Origin of the sequence: Fulvivirga marina (assembly GCF_016775155.1) — a bacterium.
Classification (GTDB): Bacteria; Bacteroidota; Bacteroidia; order Cytophagales; family Cyclobacteriaceae; genus Fulvivirga; species Fulvivirga marina.
The window spans coordinates 130,816-146,350 of sequence record NZ_JAEUGD010000023.1; the positions used below are offsets into that span (position 1 = coordinate 130,816).

Annotated in this window: 13 protein-coding genes and 1 pseudogene; 8 read left to right on the forward strand and 6 right to left on the reverse strand. The window is 39.0% G+C overall.

What is annotated here, in order from left to right; all coding sequences use genetic code 11:
- Window positions 1-62 precede the first annotated feature (62 nt).
- From JMN32_RS07510 to JMN32_RS07520, 3 genes are all read right to left on the reverse strand, one after another.
- A complete protein-coding gene (locus tag JMN32_RS07510; protein ID WP_202855694.1) occupies window positions 63-1,853 on the reverse strand; it encodes a MutS-related protein in 1,791 nt (596 codons plus the stop codon).
- Between the two features lie 205 nt (window positions 1,854-2,058).
- Window positions 2,059-4,173, reverse strand: a complete 2,115-nt coding sequence (gene feoB / locus JMN32_RS07515; RefSeq protein ID WP_202855695.1) for a ferrous iron transport protein B — start codon at window positions 4,171-4,173, stop codon at window positions 2,059-2,061.
- Complete coding sequence (locus tag JMN32_RS07520) at window positions 4,174-4,398, reverse strand: FeoA family protein (RefSeq protein ID WP_202855696.1); 225 nt, start codon at window positions 4,396-4,398, stop codon at window positions 4,174-4,176.
- 505 nt (window positions 4,399-4,903) lie between these two features.
- Here JMN32_RS07520 and JMN32_RS27715 point away from each other — a divergent pair.
- The 4 genes and pseudogenes from JMN32_RS27715 to JMN32_RS07535 all read left to right on the forward strand — a co-directional run.
- Window positions 4,904-5,230: pseudogene (locus JMN32_RS27715) on the forward strand (NADase-type glycan-binding domain-containing protein); the annotation flags it as partial.
- 137 nt (window positions 5,231-5,367) lie between these two features.
- Window positions 5,368-6,201, forward strand: coding sequence for an alpha/beta fold hydrolase (locus JMN32_RS07525; protein ID WP_202855697.1), 834 nt, complete (start codon window positions 5,368-5,370; stop codon window positions 6,199-6,201).
- A complete protein-coding gene (locus JMN32_RS07530) occupies window positions 6,201-6,695 on the forward strand; it encodes an RNA polymerase sigma factor (RefSeq protein WP_202855698.1) in 495 nt (164 codons plus the stop codon). Before JMN32_RS07525 ends, JMN32_RS07530 begins: the two co-directional genes overlap by 1 nt.
- Complete coding sequence (locus JMN32_RS07535) at window positions 6,688-7,272, forward strand: hypothetical protein (protein WP_202855699.1); 585 nt, start codon at window positions 6,688-6,690, stop codon at window positions 7,270-7,272. Before JMN32_RS07530 ends, JMN32_RS07535 begins: the two co-directional genes overlap by 8 nt.
- 62 nt (window positions 7,273-7,334) lie before the next feature.
- On the opposite strand, the gene JMN32_RS07540 is transcribed toward JMN32_RS07535, so the two are convergent.
- On the reverse strand, window positions 7,335-9,383 hold the full coding sequence (locus tag JMN32_RS07540; RefSeq protein ID WP_238354377.1) for a S9 family peptidase: 2,049 nt from the start codon (window positions 9,381-9,383) through the stop codon (window positions 7,335-7,337).
- 252 nt (window positions 9,384-9,635) lie between these two features.
- Between JMN32_RS07540 and JMN32_RS07545 the strand changes: the two genes are divergently transcribed.
- Window positions 9,636-9,788: a hypothetical protein gene (locus tag JMN32_RS07545; protein WP_202855701.1), complete on the forward strand. Its 153-nt coding sequence runs from the start codon at window positions 9,636-9,638 to the stop codon at window positions 9,786-9,788.
- On the opposite strand, the gene JMN32_RS07550 is transcribed toward JMN32_RS07545, so the two are convergent.
- The gene (locus JMN32_RS07550) at window positions 9,785-10,555 is read right to left on the reverse strand and encodes an alpha/beta fold hydrolase (protein ID WP_202855702.1); all 771 of its coding nucleotides are present in this window, start codon (window positions 10,553-10,555) and stop codon (window positions 9,785-9,787) included. The genes JMN32_RS07545 and JMN32_RS07550 overlap by 4 nt on opposite strands.
- Window positions 10,556-10,558: 3 nt before the next feature.
- Window positions 10,559-12,484 carry a 1-deoxy-D-xylulose-5-phosphate synthase gene (gene dxs / locus JMN32_RS07555; protein WP_202855703.1) on the reverse strand — a complete coding sequence of 642 codons (1,926 nt, stop codon included), beginning with the start codon at window positions 12,482-12,484 and terminating at the stop codon, window positions 10,559-10,561.
- Window positions 12,485-12,672: 188 nt separating this feature from the next.
- Between dxs and JMN32_RS07560 the strand changes: the two genes are divergently transcribed.
- From JMN32_RS07560 to JMN32_RS07570, 3 genes are all read left to right on the forward strand, one after another.
- Window positions 12,673-13,422, forward strand: a complete 750-nt coding sequence (locus JMN32_RS07560) for a segregation and condensation protein A (protein ID WP_202855704.1) — start codon at window positions 12,673-12,675, stop codon at window positions 13,420-13,422.
- Window positions 13,423-14,478 (forward strand): lysylphosphatidylglycerol synthase transmembrane domain-containing protein, encoded by a 1,056-nt coding sequence (locus JMN32_RS07565; protein ID WP_202855705.1) that lies wholly within the window; start codon window positions 13,423-13,425, stop codon window positions 14,476-14,478.
- Window positions 14,479-14,809: 331 nt separating this feature from the next.
- Complete coding sequence (locus tag JMN32_RS07570; RefSeq protein ID WP_202855706.1) at window positions 14,810-15,418, forward strand: hypothetical protein; 609 nt, start codon at window positions 14,810-14,812, stop codon at window positions 15,416-15,418.
- Window positions 15,419-15,535 lie beyond the last annotated feature (117 nt).

Genomic DNA, 15,535 nt, shown 5'->3' on the forward strand with positions numbered 1-15,535 from the left:
AAATTTTATTTGGGTAGAGTATAAATAATTTTCTACCAACGATAGCCTACCATTAACAGAGCTTACATCTTTATCCCAATCTTCTCCATCAACTTACTGGCATTGAAACTATGGCAAATACCTTCTTCCAGGGTATAATTAAAAATGATCTCATCGCCTTCCACAATGCTATTGAAGCTATAGTTTTTCAGGTTTGGTAGTTCATCCGTAAGCTGGCCAAGCTCGAGATCATGGGTAGATACAAAACCCATCGAGTTAGTATCAGATATTTGGCGAATCAAGGCGGCTGCACCGGCATGACGGTCTTTTGAGTTTGTGCCTTTTAATATCTCATCAAGCATATATAGCACCGGGACGTCGTCTTTTTCTAGCATATCAAGGAGCATCCTTATTCTCCGTAGCTCGGCATAAAATGATGACACATGCTCCTCCAAATTGTCTTCTGTCCTCATACTGGTAAATACCTGCAGGCGAGATACCGTAAAGTTTTTGGCGCAGACTGGTCCACCAGCTAGTGCAATAGCAATATTAATCCCAACTGTGCGTAAGAATGTACTTTTACCTGACATGTTAGATCCCGTAATAATATTAACGGTACCCTTACCTTGCATACTAATGGTATTGGATATTCTCTCTGTTTTAGGAATTAAAGGGTGACCCATTTCTGTTGTTTCAAAAACATAATCAGTTTCACTGATGTCGGGCATAACATATTCCGGATTAGCGTATGCAAATCCGGCAAGACTGTTTATGGCTTCAAGTTCTCCGATATGATCAAACCACTGATTGACATCAGCCTTTTGCTGCTCTTTCCATTTTTCTGCCTTAAATACCAGGTGAAGATCGAAAAGTAGCCCGAAATTGAAGAATAGGTAAAACATGTTTGATCTTGCCTGTAGGTAATCCAGAATCTTTTGTAGTTTCAGTATCGAATCGGAAGCATTATGGTCTTCATGGACAAATACACTTTGCAAGAACTTTAGCCGTTCACTTTTGAAGTCTGCTGTTTCAATTATTTTAATCATCCTTCCATAAGCTAGCAGAGTCTTTAAACTTTTAAAGGTCTTGTCGGTGATGTTTTCAACATACTCCGCAAATTTTTTCAGGATAATTCCATTGATTGCCAGTAAACCTATAGTGAAGTATATACTTAGCCCAACATAAATATTTAATATGATTAATGTTATGGTTATTACAGGTAATATATAGGCTAATGCTTTGTAAAGCACCATGTCCAAAACGCGGTTGGGTTCATTGATCCACTGCAATAACGAGTGAAATTTGTTCTCTTCCTGTCCATGCTGCATGCCAGAGGCTTGAAATGCTTGTCGCCAGTCAAGCATTGGAATCATCTCCTTAACTGCTTCCTGCCTTAATACTATTTCCTGCTTGTGTGCTGGTTTGGAAAGCCATTCGGCCACTAACGATTGACCTGAAGGTGTAACGGCTCTACTGATAAGCTGATAAATGGAGTTATGACCAAAGATGTCGAGATCATGAAGGTATGGATGCTTTTTGTTTTTGAACTGATTCCCTTGATCTAGTTCGGTCATGCGGTTCGCAAGCCGATCAGTTTCCTGCTGATTTATCAAAGCTGAGAATCTAGCCAGGTCACGGTGCTCAGCAATTTTATTATGCTTTTTAACGATGAGGCCGAAGATAATAGGAAAGACTATGACAGTTACACCTATTCCCAGTCCATCACGGATATTAGCAAATACAACAATAAGCACTATGGCCATAATAAACAGCGTGATCCTGAGAGCAGCTATAGAGTTATATCTTCTATTTAACGCTATGAATGATTGTTCAAAAAGGGCTTTTCTTTCGTTGAATATATTGGTGGAGTCCAAATTATCTTAATTTTTAATACAAATATACCTCTTAGAAGGTCGTAGTCTGAGAGTATTAGTGATTTAACTTTCTAAAAACTTACACTATTTTTGAAATTTCTGGGAAAGATTATTTAATCTACAGTTATTAGCGATCCCATTGATTAGCCCGCAAATTTATTGTCTTGATTGAAGTGGCCCTGTCAGTACTTTCCTGATGGTGTTTTTAAGACAAAGTCTGGTAAATTATTAAGGCGCTGACATAAGCAAGCCCTGTCATATAGAATAGTTGAAGCAATGGCCACTTCCACCCGTTGGTTTCGCGAAATACAATAGCCATAGTACTCATACATTGCATGGCAAATGCATAAAAGACCAGTAAGGAGAGTCCTGTTGCAAAATCATAGCGCTTTTTGCCGGTTTCCGGATTTACTTCATTGCGCATTCTATTTTTTATCGTGCTTTCATCCTCTACATTGCCGATGCTGTATATAGTTGCCATAGTACCAACGAATACTTCCCTTGCCGCAAAAGACGTGATCAGAGCAATACCTATTTTCCAGTCGTATCCCAATGGCATGATCACCGGCTCTATGGCTTTGCCGAATATCCCAGCATATGAATTCTCGAGCTTAAAAGACTCAATTTTGTTTTTAAATTCCTCCTGAGAGAGGTTTTCTTGGCTATAAGTTTGAGCTATAATTTCTTCTGCATTTTCCAGCTTATTACCGGGTCCATATGATGCCAGCACCCAAAGTACGATTGAGATCGCCAGAATTATTTTACCAGCTTCAAAAACAAAGGTCTTGGATTTCTCATACATCGTTAAGCCTACATTTTTCCATCGAGGCATCTTATATGTAGGTAGCTCCATTACCAAGAAGCTTCGTTCTTTGGTTTTTAATATCAGTCTCATGATCAGTGCAGACACAATTGCAGCAACAAACCCGAGTAGATACATGCCCATGAGTGCCAGACCTTGAAGGTTGAATATTCCCCCTATGGTTTTTTCCGGTATAATAAGTGCAATTAATATAGTGTAAACCGGCAGCCTTGCTGAGCAACTCATCAAAGGAGTTACAAATATGGTAATAAGACGTTCTTTCCAGTTTTCAATGGTACGTGTAGCCATGATGGCGGGAATAGCACATGCAACACCCGAAATAAGAGGAACTACGCTTTTACCGTTAAGGCCGAACTTTCTCATGATCTTATCCATAAGAAAAACCACACGCGACATATAGCCAGTCTCTTCAAGAATAGAAATAAAAGCAAATAGTATGGCGATTTGCGGTATGAAAATGACAATACCACCTATTCCAGGAATAATGCCCTCAGTTAAAAGCCCTGTAAGTGCACCCTCAGGCAATTGCGACTTCAGATAAACACTCAGTTCTGAGAAAGTAAGATCTATTAAATCCATCGGTACCGTTGCCCAGGCAAAGATGGATTGAAATATCATGAACAGAATAAATAAAAAGATCAGGTAGCCCCAAATCTTATGGGTAAAAACTCTATCCAGTTTTTGTGTCCAACGTTTGGGAAGCTGGGTAAAAGTTTCTTTAACAGCACCATCTATGAAATGGTTGATAGCTGCATATCTTTCAAGAGTTTCTTTTCTTCTTAACTCATCCCGGTTAAATTGATGTTTCTCGGTAATATCTATGATTAAATTCTTTTCATTTTCTGTTAGAAAAGAATTGATTCGGTATTGCTGTAGCATTTGGTAGGCCACATAGTCGTCGTTAACCGAAAAAGTTTTCTTTACAGCATCAATAGCATCGGGGGCAAGTTCATATGCATTAAATATCGGATGGAAATGCTGTTCCAAATTTTCAAGAAGGGCTCTTTTAAGAACATCAATACCTTTCCCCTGTCTTGCTTTCATAGGGATCACCGGGACGCCTAGTTCAGAGGAAAGCTTATCAGCATCTATAGCCAGGCCCGTTTTTTCCACGATGTCCATCATATTCAAAACAAGAATACATGGAATATTCAGGTCATGAATTTGTGTAAATAGTAGAAGGTTGCGTTTAAAATTAGAAGCATCTACAATAACAACCACCACATCAGGATGTAATGGGTCTGCTTTGTTTCCTAATATGTCATAAACGATCTTTTCATCAGTAGAGTTGGGGTAGATACTATAAGTACCAGGAAGGTCGATGATCTTAGCCCTAGTGTGGTCATCAAGTTTACAATACCCGGTTTTTTTATCAACAGTTACACCCGGGAAATTACCTATTTTTTGATTTAGGCCTGTTAGGTGGTTGAAAAGGGATGATTTACCGGAATTGGGGTTCCCAACCAGCGCAATTTTTGGGGTATCACTATGAGACATTTATTGAATGGAAATAGTGATCGCCTCGTCCAGCCTTAAAGAAAGGTTATAACCTGCTACACTTACGCAGATAGGATCGCCCAATGGTGCTGCAAAATTGAATTTTATCGGTTGGCCTGGGAGGCAGCCCATTTCCAGAAGCTTTAAAGAAAGGGTGTCGTCCATGAATCCGTTGATTATACCACTTTCACCGGGCGTTAAATCTGCTACACTTCTTAAATTCACGTACTCTTTATTTAGATTAATTATAAACTATTGCGAATATATACTCTAATGACGTTATTGCCAAAGAATTGCTTCAAAAACAAATCATTTCTTTAGCTGATTTTTGTCATAATTTTTGAGATATGTGTTATTAACAGCAGTTGATCTTAAGTTCAATTATAAGTACTGGTCAAGCTTTTTGGCTAGAGTAAAATTTTCCACATGTTTTAATTTATTCTCTTTTAGATAAAGAGAATAATGCAATTACTATTGCACAATAGTCTTGATTGTACTCTACAGAATTAAAAGTCAATATATTCAGATACTTGATCCCTATTCCTTTGGGCCATAGAAAAACTCAACTCTCCCGGGCCATTTGATGAGTGTGATAAGGTCTTTAGAAAAATGAATGCTGAAGGAAGAAACAGCCAAGAGTTAACAGCACCTGAACATAACATTTTGAAATATAGCGACGAAATTAAAGATGGTGTCGGGGGATGGCTTCAGCTAGCATTGCGGAGGTGGTCCCAAATCAGTTTCTGCTTCAAATCATTTTTGCAAGTCAGGGAGAGAGCCATTATCAGCCAAAGATGCTCATGATCGAAATTATAAAAATGCCTGGGTTGAATGTGTTGAGGAGTACGGAATCGGCGAATATCTGATTTACGAATTTGTGCCAGACAGTCTCCGAATTACCGAAATAATAATTACAAATGGATATGTTAAAGAGCTTATCTGCGTGGAATACAAACTGAAGGATAAAGAAGTTGAGAGTTTAAGTATTCCGATATTGCTATCACGGAAGTTTATTTTGACGGAATCGACGTCCATTGAACATTGTAATGCTTTATGAGGTAGGTGGCTAATGGAATCTAAGCTCAAAGTGACCATCCTTGGGAAATATCTAATAATCACTTCGACGAAAAAATTTCACCTTGCTGTAACAATCGTTAAACATTTGTATCCAAGGAAATAAAAAAATAGATACATATGAAAAAATTAATCTTTTTAGCTTCAGCGGTTTTATTAATCATCCATGCTTACGCACAGCAGTCGTTTGAGATTGACAAAAGTGGAAACGGAACACCGGTATTGCTTTTACCTGGGTTTACTTGTCCGGGAGAAATTTGGGATGAAACAGTTATGTCATTAGGTTCCAACTTCCAATATCATCAGGTTTCGTATGCAGGTTTTAACGGTATTGAACCTATAAATATGCCATGGTATGAAACTATTAAAGGCGATCTGAAAACCTATATTACTGAGCAAAATCTTGGTAAGGTGATTATAATAGGTCATAGTATGGGCGGTATGTTGGCCATGGATATTGCAGCTGAATCACCACAATTGGTAGAAAAACTGATTTTGGTGGATGCACTTCCCTGCCTCAGGCAACTAATGATGCCACATATGAAAGCTGAGGATATTACTTTTGACAATCCATATAATCAGCGTATGCTGACCATGAGTGACGAGGATTTTCACCAGAATGCCAAATATATGGCTAGTTCCATGACTAATCAGCCTGAAAAGGTGGAACAGCTGATTGCATGGATAGAGGAGGCAGATCGGAAAACTTATGCTTATGGGTATACCGAATTACTCAAGATTGACCTGAGAGATGATATTAGCTCTATTAAGGCAGAGACATTGATTATAGCTGCCGATTTCCCTTCGAAAGAAATGGTCAGTAAGGGTTTAAATGATCAGTTTGAAAAGCTAAGCTCTAAAGAGATTAGAATCGCTGATAGAAGCAAGCATTTTATTATGTTTGACCAAAAAGACTGGTTCACTACACAGGTTAAAGAATTTCTACAGCAGTAATGTCGCCCCAAGAACATCAGGAACAATTTCAAAGCTTTTATAATAACTATCAGGGCATGGTTTATACTTTGTGTCTGGGCTATATGAAAGGGGAGAAAGATTTGGCTCAAGATCTAACCCAAGAAGTTTTTATTCAGGTATGGCGAGCACTTCCAAAGTTTAGGAATGAAGCCTCGCCAAAAACCTGGATTTATAGAATCTGCGTTAATACCTGTTTGTTGCATATCAGAAACACAAAAAAGTTTAATATGCAACCTATTGATGAGCAGTATGACCGCCTGGTTCAACAGTCAGATGCAAACGATAAGTATGAAGAATTGTATTGGGCTATTGGCCGATTAAATGACGTTGACCGTATTATTATCATGTTGGTTCTCGATGAGATGAAATACGATGAAATAGCAGAGGTGACGGGTATTAAGGAAGGCAACTTACGGGTGAAGGTTCACCGCATAAAACAAAAGTTAAACGAATTAATGAATAACCATGGATAATTTTGAATCACTACAATCGGCATGGAAAGATAGCAAACAAGATGCTCATGCGGGAATGACTGCTAAGGATATGCAGCACTTTGCCATGCAAAACCATAGTAAATCCAAGAAGTTTCATTTGGGCAATGTAGCTATATTGGCTTTGGTATGTATAGGAATTAGTCTATTCTTCTATTTTATAGCACCTATGCAGGAGGCTATAAGTCGGCTGGGAATTGTGTTGATGGTAGGAGGCTTGGTTGTAAGAATAGTCATAGAACTTGTTAGCCATAGAAAAGCAGATCAAATCGAATTCAATGTAGATACAAAAACAACAGCCCTTCAGGCATCTAAATTTTATAACTGGAGAAAACGTATACATGGACCTGTTACTGTCACTATTGTTTCACTTTACTCTTTGGGTTTTTATCTATTAACTCCTGAGTTTTTAGACTATATTCCGAAGTTTTGGGTTGTCATTATGGATATAGGCTATGTTATTATAGCGGTTATTCTAACCATTGTTATTTATACAGGAATAAAAAAGGAGATGGCCGCTTTAAGGGAAATTAAGGATATAAGGTCTGAGTTAGAGTAACATAAAAGCCCCGTCGGTTTATAGAATGGACGGGGCAAATGGTATTAGTCTTTTACTATTTTTTATTCCCGGACCCCTGCCAGATCAAGAATAAAAGCATAATCCAGAGCAACTTCCTTAAACCTTTCGAACCTTCCTGAAGCACCTCCATGGCCCGTATCCATATTGGTTTTAAGCAGGAGTTTGTTATCATCTGTTTTCATTTCACGAAGCTTGGCAACCCATTTGGCGGGCTCCCAGTATTGTACTTGTGAATCATGCAACCCGGTAGTTACCAACATATTTGGGTAATTCTGCACTTTCACGTTGTCGTAAGGCGAATAAGAAAGCATGTATTCATATGACTCCAGTGTGTTAGGGTTTCCCCATTCATCATACTCACCGGTAGTCAAGGGGATACTCTCATCCAACATGGTAGTCATTACATCTACAAACGGTACTGCAGCAACTACACCTTTCCACAAGTCGGGTCTTTGGTTAACTATTGCACCCATCAGTAAGCCTCCAGCACTACCCCCCATGGCAAACAGATTGTCCTTGTCTGCATATTTTTCTTTTACCAGGTGTTCTGCACAGTCAATAAAATCATTGAAAGTGTTTTTCTTCTTAAACATTTTTCCATCCTCATACCATTCGCGACCCAGCATCTGGCTACCCCTGATATGAGCTATCGCAAATACAAAACCTCTGTCCAGCAAACTCAAACGCGTAGAGCTAAAAGAAGGATCCATAGTAGCTCCATATGACCCATAACCATATAGAAGCATGGGATTGCCATCCATTTTCCTAAGTGCTTTTTTGTAAACTAATGATATAGGTACTTTCACTCCATCTCTTGCTTCAGCATACAACCTCTTGGTTTGGTATTCCTCCTTATTATACCCACCAACTATCTCTTGTTCTTTAAGTAAAGTCTTTTCACGGGTTTTCATGTTATAGTCAAAGGTAGAGTTCGGCGTGGTTAGAGAAGTGTATCCGTAACGCAACAGGCCGGAGCTAAATTCCGGGTTCACAGAGATATAAGCCGTATAAGCCTCTTCCCCAAAGTCCAGGTAGTGCTCCTTTTTTGTCTTTTGGTCAATTATTCTCAGGTGAGAGAGACCTTTGGATCGCTCTTCTATAACCAGATAGTTTTCAAAAACTTCTATGTTTTCAAGATAGACTTCAGGGTCATGGGCAATGACCTCCTTCCAGTTTTCTTTAGAGGTCATTTCAACAGGTGTTTCCATCAGTCTGAAGTTCACCGCATCGAGATTTGTTACTATATAAAACCGGTCCTTGTAATGCTCTATAGAATACTCCAAACCCTTTTCGCGAGGAGAAAATTGTTTAAACTTTCCTTCTGGGTTATTGGCGTTTAATATTTTATAATCATTTGTCAAAGTGCTTCCGGACCAGATAATAAGGTATTGATCTGACTTTGTTTTATAAATACCGGTGTAGAAGGTTTCATCTTCTTCCTCAAATATTAGTTCGTCTTCGGTTTTGGCTTCCAGACGATGTTTAAATATTTGGTTAGATCTTAATGTGTTTGGGTCTTTCTTGGCGTAGAAAAGTGTTTTATTATCATTGGCCCAAGTGCTACTCCCAGTAGTATTGTCAATTGACATTTCTAAAAGTTGTCCTGTACTAAGGTTCTTAACACGAATAATGTATTGTCTGCGGCTTACTGTATCTACACCAAATGCCAGTAAATTGTTATCGAGGCTAACATTCAAGCCAGTAACATGGTAGTACTCATGTCCTTCGGCCATTACGTTGACGTTGAGCATTACTTCTTCCTCGTTGTCTAATGACTCCTTTTTGCGGCAGTAGATAGGATACTCCTTACCTTTCTCATAACGGGTGTAGTACCAGTAGCCATTTGACCTATAAGGCACTGACTCATCGGTTTGCTTGATTCGGCCTACGATTTCGTTGTATAATTTCTCCTGAAAACCCTCGGTATGTTTCATCAGTGTATCTGTATAAGCATTTTCAGCTTTCAGATAGTCTATTACTTTTTGGTCTTCCCGGTCATTAAGCCAGTAATAATTATCAATTCGGGTTTGCCCGTGGGCAATTAGTCGTTTTTCAATTTTTTCTGCCTTTGGAGGTAGAGGTTTATTCATCGTTTCTTTCTCTTTTTTTACGCAACTTGTAAAAATACAGCTTATCAGCAGAGCGAGGGTGTATTGAAGTAATAAATTCATGTCTGGTTGGCGGTTTCGATTACTATGTTTTGTTATTGTCCATTTAAGTCTACAATAGCAGTATAATTATTCAGTTTAACATAAACTGAATATCAGCAAAATGTGTTAAATGTGATACATGGTTTTTTACGGTGGTCATTATTGCCTTTAAATGGATAAAGATTTTGATATATGAGTGACAAACAGAAAAAGTTAAAGGAGAAAGAGGAAGCTAAGAAGAAAGAGCAGAAGGATGTGGAAGAAACCGAGTTGGACGAAGAGGAGGAGTATAGAGGGATTCTTCCCAATAGGGATTTGAAGAAAAACCTGGGTTGTGGAGGCTAAATACAGTATGCAGCAAAATCCTGAATTGCCTTTAGAGACTGTTGCTTTTTCTCAAACATTCCCATATGCCCAACATTGTCAAAGATGTGCACTATGGCTTTTTTGGGCATAAGCTCCTGTTCGTAAATAGCTTCTATAGGCACGGAAGTATCTTTATCTCCTGCTACAATCAAAACAGGTACATTTAGTGATTGTAAGACATCCGTTCGGTCGTTTCGGTCACGCATGGCTTTGGTATAACCGATCAGACTGGCTTCGGGTGTTTGAGCTGCCGTATTTACAACCCCTTCAATTTCAGGTTTAAGGGCGGTTCGGTTTTTTAGGTAGAATAACTGGGGCACAAATGAATGGGCAAATACCTCCACACCTCTTTCCCTTACAAAGTCTATGGTCCTGTTTCTGGAAGATTTCTTTTCATTAGAGTCAGCAAAGGCCGTTGAATGAAAAAGGCCTATACCTCTTAGTGTATCAGAATACTTTTTAGCATAAGCAAGTGTAATATACCCTCCTAATGAATGGCCTATCATAATTACTTTTTTTGCCCCCAACTCCTGGAGCCATTCATATATTATATCTGCTACATTGTCAATAGAGAAATCACCCGCTGGCAGCGCACTACCACCGAATCCGGGAAGATCAGGGGTTATTACTCTATAATGGGCAGAGAGTGTATCAAGAAATGCCCCCCATATGTCTCTTGTTTCGCAAAAACCATGGATTAAAACAACAGGGAAGCCACTACCTTTTTCAGAAAAAGAAATTGCCATAGATCAACTTTTTGCCATTGCAGGTTCTGTAAGCGCAATTACAGCTTTTTCTATGCCTTCAGGGTCAAACCCACATTCTTTCTGAAGCTCTATTTGTTCGCCATGCTCTATAATGGCATCAGGTATACCAAGTCTTTTTACCTGCGCGGAGTAGTTGTTTTCTGCCATAAATTCTAAGACTGCACTACCGAAACCTCCCATTAGACATCCGTCTTCTATGGTTATAACTTTTTTATAGTTAGCGAAAACTTCATGGAGCATTTCTTCATCCAAAGGTTTCACAAAGCGCATATCATAGTGTGCCGGATTAAGATCTTTTTTAGCTAATTTCTCACAAGCTTCAACGGCGTAGTTTCCAATGTGTCCGATGGTAAGTATTGCAATATCTTCACCGTCTTTGATTTTTCTACCAGTACCTATCTTTACTTCTTCCATTGGAGTTCGCCATTCAGGCATAACACCTTGTCCGCGTGGATAACGAATAGTAAAGGCCTGCCCTTTGCGGGGTAGCTGGGAAGTATACATTAGGTTTCTGAGCTCCGCTTCATTCATAGGAGCGGCCACGATCATGTTTGGAATGCAACGCATGTACCCTATGTCATAGGCACCGTGGTGGGTAGGGCCATCGGCTCCGGCAAACCCAGCTCTGTCTAGAAAAAAGTTAACGGCCAGGTCCTGAATACATACATCATGGATTACCTGATCGTAGGCTCTTTGCATAAAAGAGCTGTAAATATTACAGAAAGGAATTAAGCCCTGTGTAGCGAGCCCTGCTGAAAATGTAACCGCATGTTGTTCTGCTATGCCAACATCAAATGCACGGTCAGGCATAGCTTTCATCATGATGTTCATCGAAGAGCCGGAGGGCATAGCGGGGGTAATCCCCATTATTTTTTGATTGTTTTCAGCCAGCTCTACCAGTGTGTGACCAAATACATCCTGGTACTTGGGAGGCTGAGGGGTATCATGCACTTTTTTACGTATCTCGCCTGTTAGCTTATCAAATTTACCAGGTGCATGCCACGTAGTTTGGTTACCATTTTCCGAGGGACCATACCCTTTTCCTTTACGGGTAATACAGTGAAGAATTTTTGGTCCTTTAATGTCTTTCAGGTCATCGAGTATGCTTACCAGGTGGTTAACATCATGACCATCTACAGGGCCAAAGTACCTTAGGTTAAGAGACTCAAACATATTGCTTTGGCTAAGCAAAAATGATTTGATACTATTTTCTACTTTGGAAATAATTTCACGGGCATTTGGCCCGAATTTGCTGATCTTACCCAGTACATTCCAGACCTCATCCTTCATCTTATTGTAGGTATGTGATGTGGTAATATCAGTGAGATAATCCTTTAATGCTCCGACATTCGGGTCAATGGACATGCAGTTGTCATTGAGAATGATCAAAAGGTTAGAGTTAGAAACCCCAGCGTGGTTCATACCTTCAAAAGCAAGACCTCCGGTCATGGCACCATCACCGATAACAGCAATGTGCTGCTTTTCTTCGTCACCTTTGTATTTGGATGCAACAGCCATTCCTAAAGCTGCTGAAATGGAAGTAGATGAGTGCCCCACGCCAAAGGCATCATACTCACTTTCCTTCATTTTAGGAAATCCCGACATGCCTTTGTACATTCGGTTGCTGTGGAATATGTCTCTTCTACCAGTAAGTATTTTATGTCCATAAGCCTGGTGGCCTACATCCCAGACAAGCTGGTCTTTTGGGGTGTTAAATATATAGTGGAGTGCTACTGTAAGCTCTACCACCCCCAAGCTCGCCCCAAAATGGCCTCCATATACAGACACATTGTCGATAATAAAATTTCGCAGTTCTTCGCATAACTGCACCAACTGTGTCTGATCTAGTTTTTTTAAATCGTCAGGGTTGTTTACAGTGGCTAAAAGTTTTCCGGGTTCAATCAGCATTGTATAGAAAAATCGATGATGTATCTGTTAAACAATAACTTAAGTTAAGTGTTTTATTTACCTATTGCAAACGGCTATTTCTTCTTATAAAGTTCAAAATTACATTTTTTTTAACAACCGGATATTATTTAAGGGTATAAGTAATATCTTTGAAGTTCTGCAAGAAAAATTTAAAGCAATTATTTGTTTTGAGCTTTGAAATAAAATTACCGCTTTTTGAAGGCCCTTTTGATCTTCTGCTCTTTTTTATCGAAAGAGACGAGCTCGACATACATGATATTCCCATATCAAACATCACCAGTGATTTTCTTGACTATCTGCACAGGCTTGAAGAAATGAATATTGAAGTGGCCAGTGAATTCATTCTTGTAGCGGCTACACTTATGCGCATCAAATCCAAGATGCTATTGCCCAGACCTCAACTCGATGAAGAGGGGAATGAGATAGACCCTAGGGAGGAGCTTGTAAGGCACTTACTTGAGTATAAAAAATACAAGTCAGTGCTAGAGCAGCTCCAGCAAATGGAGGAGGCTGAAATCGATAAAGAAAAACGGGGTAACCTGATGAAGGAGGTAAAATCACTTTCTGAAACAGTTAATGTGGAATCTGAACTTCAGGATATGGACCTTTACAAGCTCTTAAAGGTTTACCTCAAAGTGATGGAGCGTTATGAAGTAGAAAAAAACAAGCCAAAGCATGAAGTAGTGCAATACCCATACACAATTTCCGGGCAGCGAGACTATGTAATGAATGCGCTTATTGAAACTCCTAGACTTCCTTTTGAAAAAATAATTGCTCACGACCCAAATAAGATAGCCGTAATATTTAACTTTCTGGCAATACTTGAACTGCTTCAGATGAACCTTATCACCATGCACCTTGGGGAGGGGTTCAATAACTTCTGGATCGAAAAACTGGAGCAAGTGGCAGCCGAGTAGATGAACCTGGATACACAAAAAATACTGAAGACGCTGAATCCTAACAAGATCTGGTTGCCAGTGGCCATCAGTGTCGGGTTTGTTGCATTTTTAGTTATCTCTGATGATAGCTTTACTCCTCAAAAAATCAATCTTGTTTTTCAAGCAGATCTTTTTCCGATAGTCCTGGCCTTTGTTGTTCTTGCTATTAAGGAACTCGCATATATCTACCGTATCCGGACACTGACAAACGAGGATTTGAGTTGGTCTAGTAGTGTTTATGTAATCTTGCTTTGGGAGTTTGCTTCAGCTGTTACTCCTTCAGTTGTGGGAGGAACGGCAGTAGCCGTTTTTATTTTGCTTAAGGAAGGGATTAACCTAGGAAAATCAATCGCATATACTATGCTGACAGCTATATTGGATAACCTTTTCTTTGTGGTTTTTGCTCCTATAGCTCTCCTACTTATTGACCCCAATCATTTTCCAGATTTTGAAGGTACGTTGAAAGGCTTATTCATTTCAAGTTACTCACTTATTGCAATCTATACTTTCGTTATGATCTTTGCCTTATTTTTTAGGCCGCGGTTATTTAAGTGGGTACTTATCAAGATTACATCTATTAAATTCTTAAGAAAGTGGAGGTATGCTGCTTACCAGCACGGAAATGAAGTGATGTGGGCTTCTTCATTAATAAAGGATAAGAAAAAGAGATACTGGGGAAAAATAATATTAGCTACCATTGCGGCTTGGGTGGCTCGTTATACTATTCTTAATTGTTTGATAGCCGCTTATGCTAATGATCTTGTTTTGACAGATCACCTTTTACTGCTAGGTAAACACTTGATACTTTGGGTAGTGATGCTGATATCGCCTACCCCAGGAGGCTCGGGTTTGGCAGAGAACTTTTTTATTGAATTCTTTACGGTATACCTTAATGAGTTTACACTGGGGGTTACCCTGTTCTGGAGGCTCGTTACGTACTATCCTTATTTGATAATAGGTGCACTTATTTTGCCCAGGTGGATCAAAAAGGTTTTTTTTATAGCCAAAAAGAAAGATGCATACGTTAAGTCCTAAGGTATGTAAGGCATTGAGTATAGTCCAATGTTAAGCCATTATTACCACAAACTATTCTTTGGTATTATAAGTGCCATCCACTTAAAATTTGGTGTTTTTATAAAGTAAAATATCAGCTTTTCGACCTTTTGCTTACTTGCAAAATTTTAAGTCCTGCCGATTTACTAGTTAAGGGGGACTGAAGTAAAACAGGCATAACAACCAGTCCAAAAAGAGGCTTTCTGGTAACGAATACTTAAGAATGCCTTGAAGCTCTCATAAACACTTAATCCACTTTTCGTGTCGACATTTGCAATGTCAGTAAAAAATTAAACTCAAAATTAAAACAAACATGAAAACAAGAAATGCAATTTTAGCTATGCTTTTTACAGTATTAAGCTTAGCTGCACATGCCACGGATGGTGAAAAAGGAAATAGCAAAGCGGCTCCAAAAGTAGAAGTAAGTACTGAAGAGAGCAACATCTACCGTGTATTGTTCATGGGTAATAGTGATGACAAAACCACCATCAATATCAGAAATGCTGAAAACAGGTTGGTGTTTACTGAAACCATTAAAAAAGTCAGTGCATTTGTAAGGCCCTACAATTTCAGCCAACTGCCCGATGGTGTGTATACTTTAGAAGTAATTGAAGGAAATACTGTAAGTAAAAAGACCATTTATCATGGGTCAGTTGTTCTAAGCATAGAGCCTACTGTAGACTTGAATATCGTGAGGCTATCCCCCATAGCTGAAAAGGAAGGTGTTTATAAGCTTACGATAATCAATTCAGGAGGAGCAAAAGCCGCAATAAGAATTTTGGATGAGGATCAAAATGTGGTGTATAGCTCCGAAGAATCTTTTGAAAGGGTTTTTTGCAAGCTTTACAATTTTAAAAGTATGAGTGAAAATACTACAATAGAAGTAAAGGTCAACGGTGAAGTAAAGAAGTATGAGCTATAAAGTATAGTCTCATACTTTAGACTTACACATTAACATGGCATTTGGCTGTATTGAAAAATACAGCCTTATTTTTTAGGTTAAGCCCAACAGTTTCGGGATGTTTTATTCTGACCAGTG

Excerpts from the sequence above, each read along its gene's own strand:
- JMN32_RS07525 (WP_202855697.1), top strand. The coding sequence starts at position 5,368 with ATGAAAAAATTAATCTTTTTAGCTTCAGCGGTTTTATTAATCATCCAT.
- JMN32_RS07570 (WP_202855706.1), top strand. The coding sequence starts at position 14,810 with ATGAAAACAAGAAATGCAATTTTAGCTATGCTTTTTACAGTATTAAGC.
- feoB (WP_202855695.1), bottom strand. The coding sequence starts at position 4,173 with ATGTCTCATAGTGATACCCCAAAAATTGCGCTGGTTGGGAACCCCAAT.
- dxs (WP_202855703.1), bottom strand. The coding sequence starts at position 12,484 with ATGCTGATTGAACCCGGAAAACTTTTAGCCACTGTAAACAACCCTGAC.
- JMN32_RS07550 (WP_202855702.1), bottom strand. The coding sequence starts at position 10,555 with ATGGCAATTTCTTTTTCTGAAAAAGGTAGTGGCTTCCCTGTTGTTTTA.
- JMN32_RS07565 (WP_202855705.1), top strand. The coding sequence starts at position 13,423 with ATGAACCTGGATACACAAAAAATACTGAAGACGCTGAATCCTAACAAG.
- JMN32_RS07535 (WP_202855699.1), top strand. The coding sequence starts at position 6,688 with ATGGATAATTTTGAATCACTACAATCGGCATGGAAAGATAGCAAACAA.
- JMN32_RS07540 (WP_238354377.1), bottom strand. The coding sequence starts at position 9,383 with ATGAATAAACCTCTACCTCCAAAGGCAGAAAAAATTGAAAAACGACTA.
- JMN32_RS07530 (WP_202855698.1), top strand. The coding sequence starts at position 6,201 with ATGTCGCCCCAAGAACATCAGGAACAATTTCAAAGCTTTTATAATAAC.
- JMN32_RS07545 (WP_202855701.1), top strand. The coding sequence starts at position 9,636 with ATGAGTGACAAACAGAAAAAGTTAAAGGAGAAAGAGGAAGCTAAGAAG.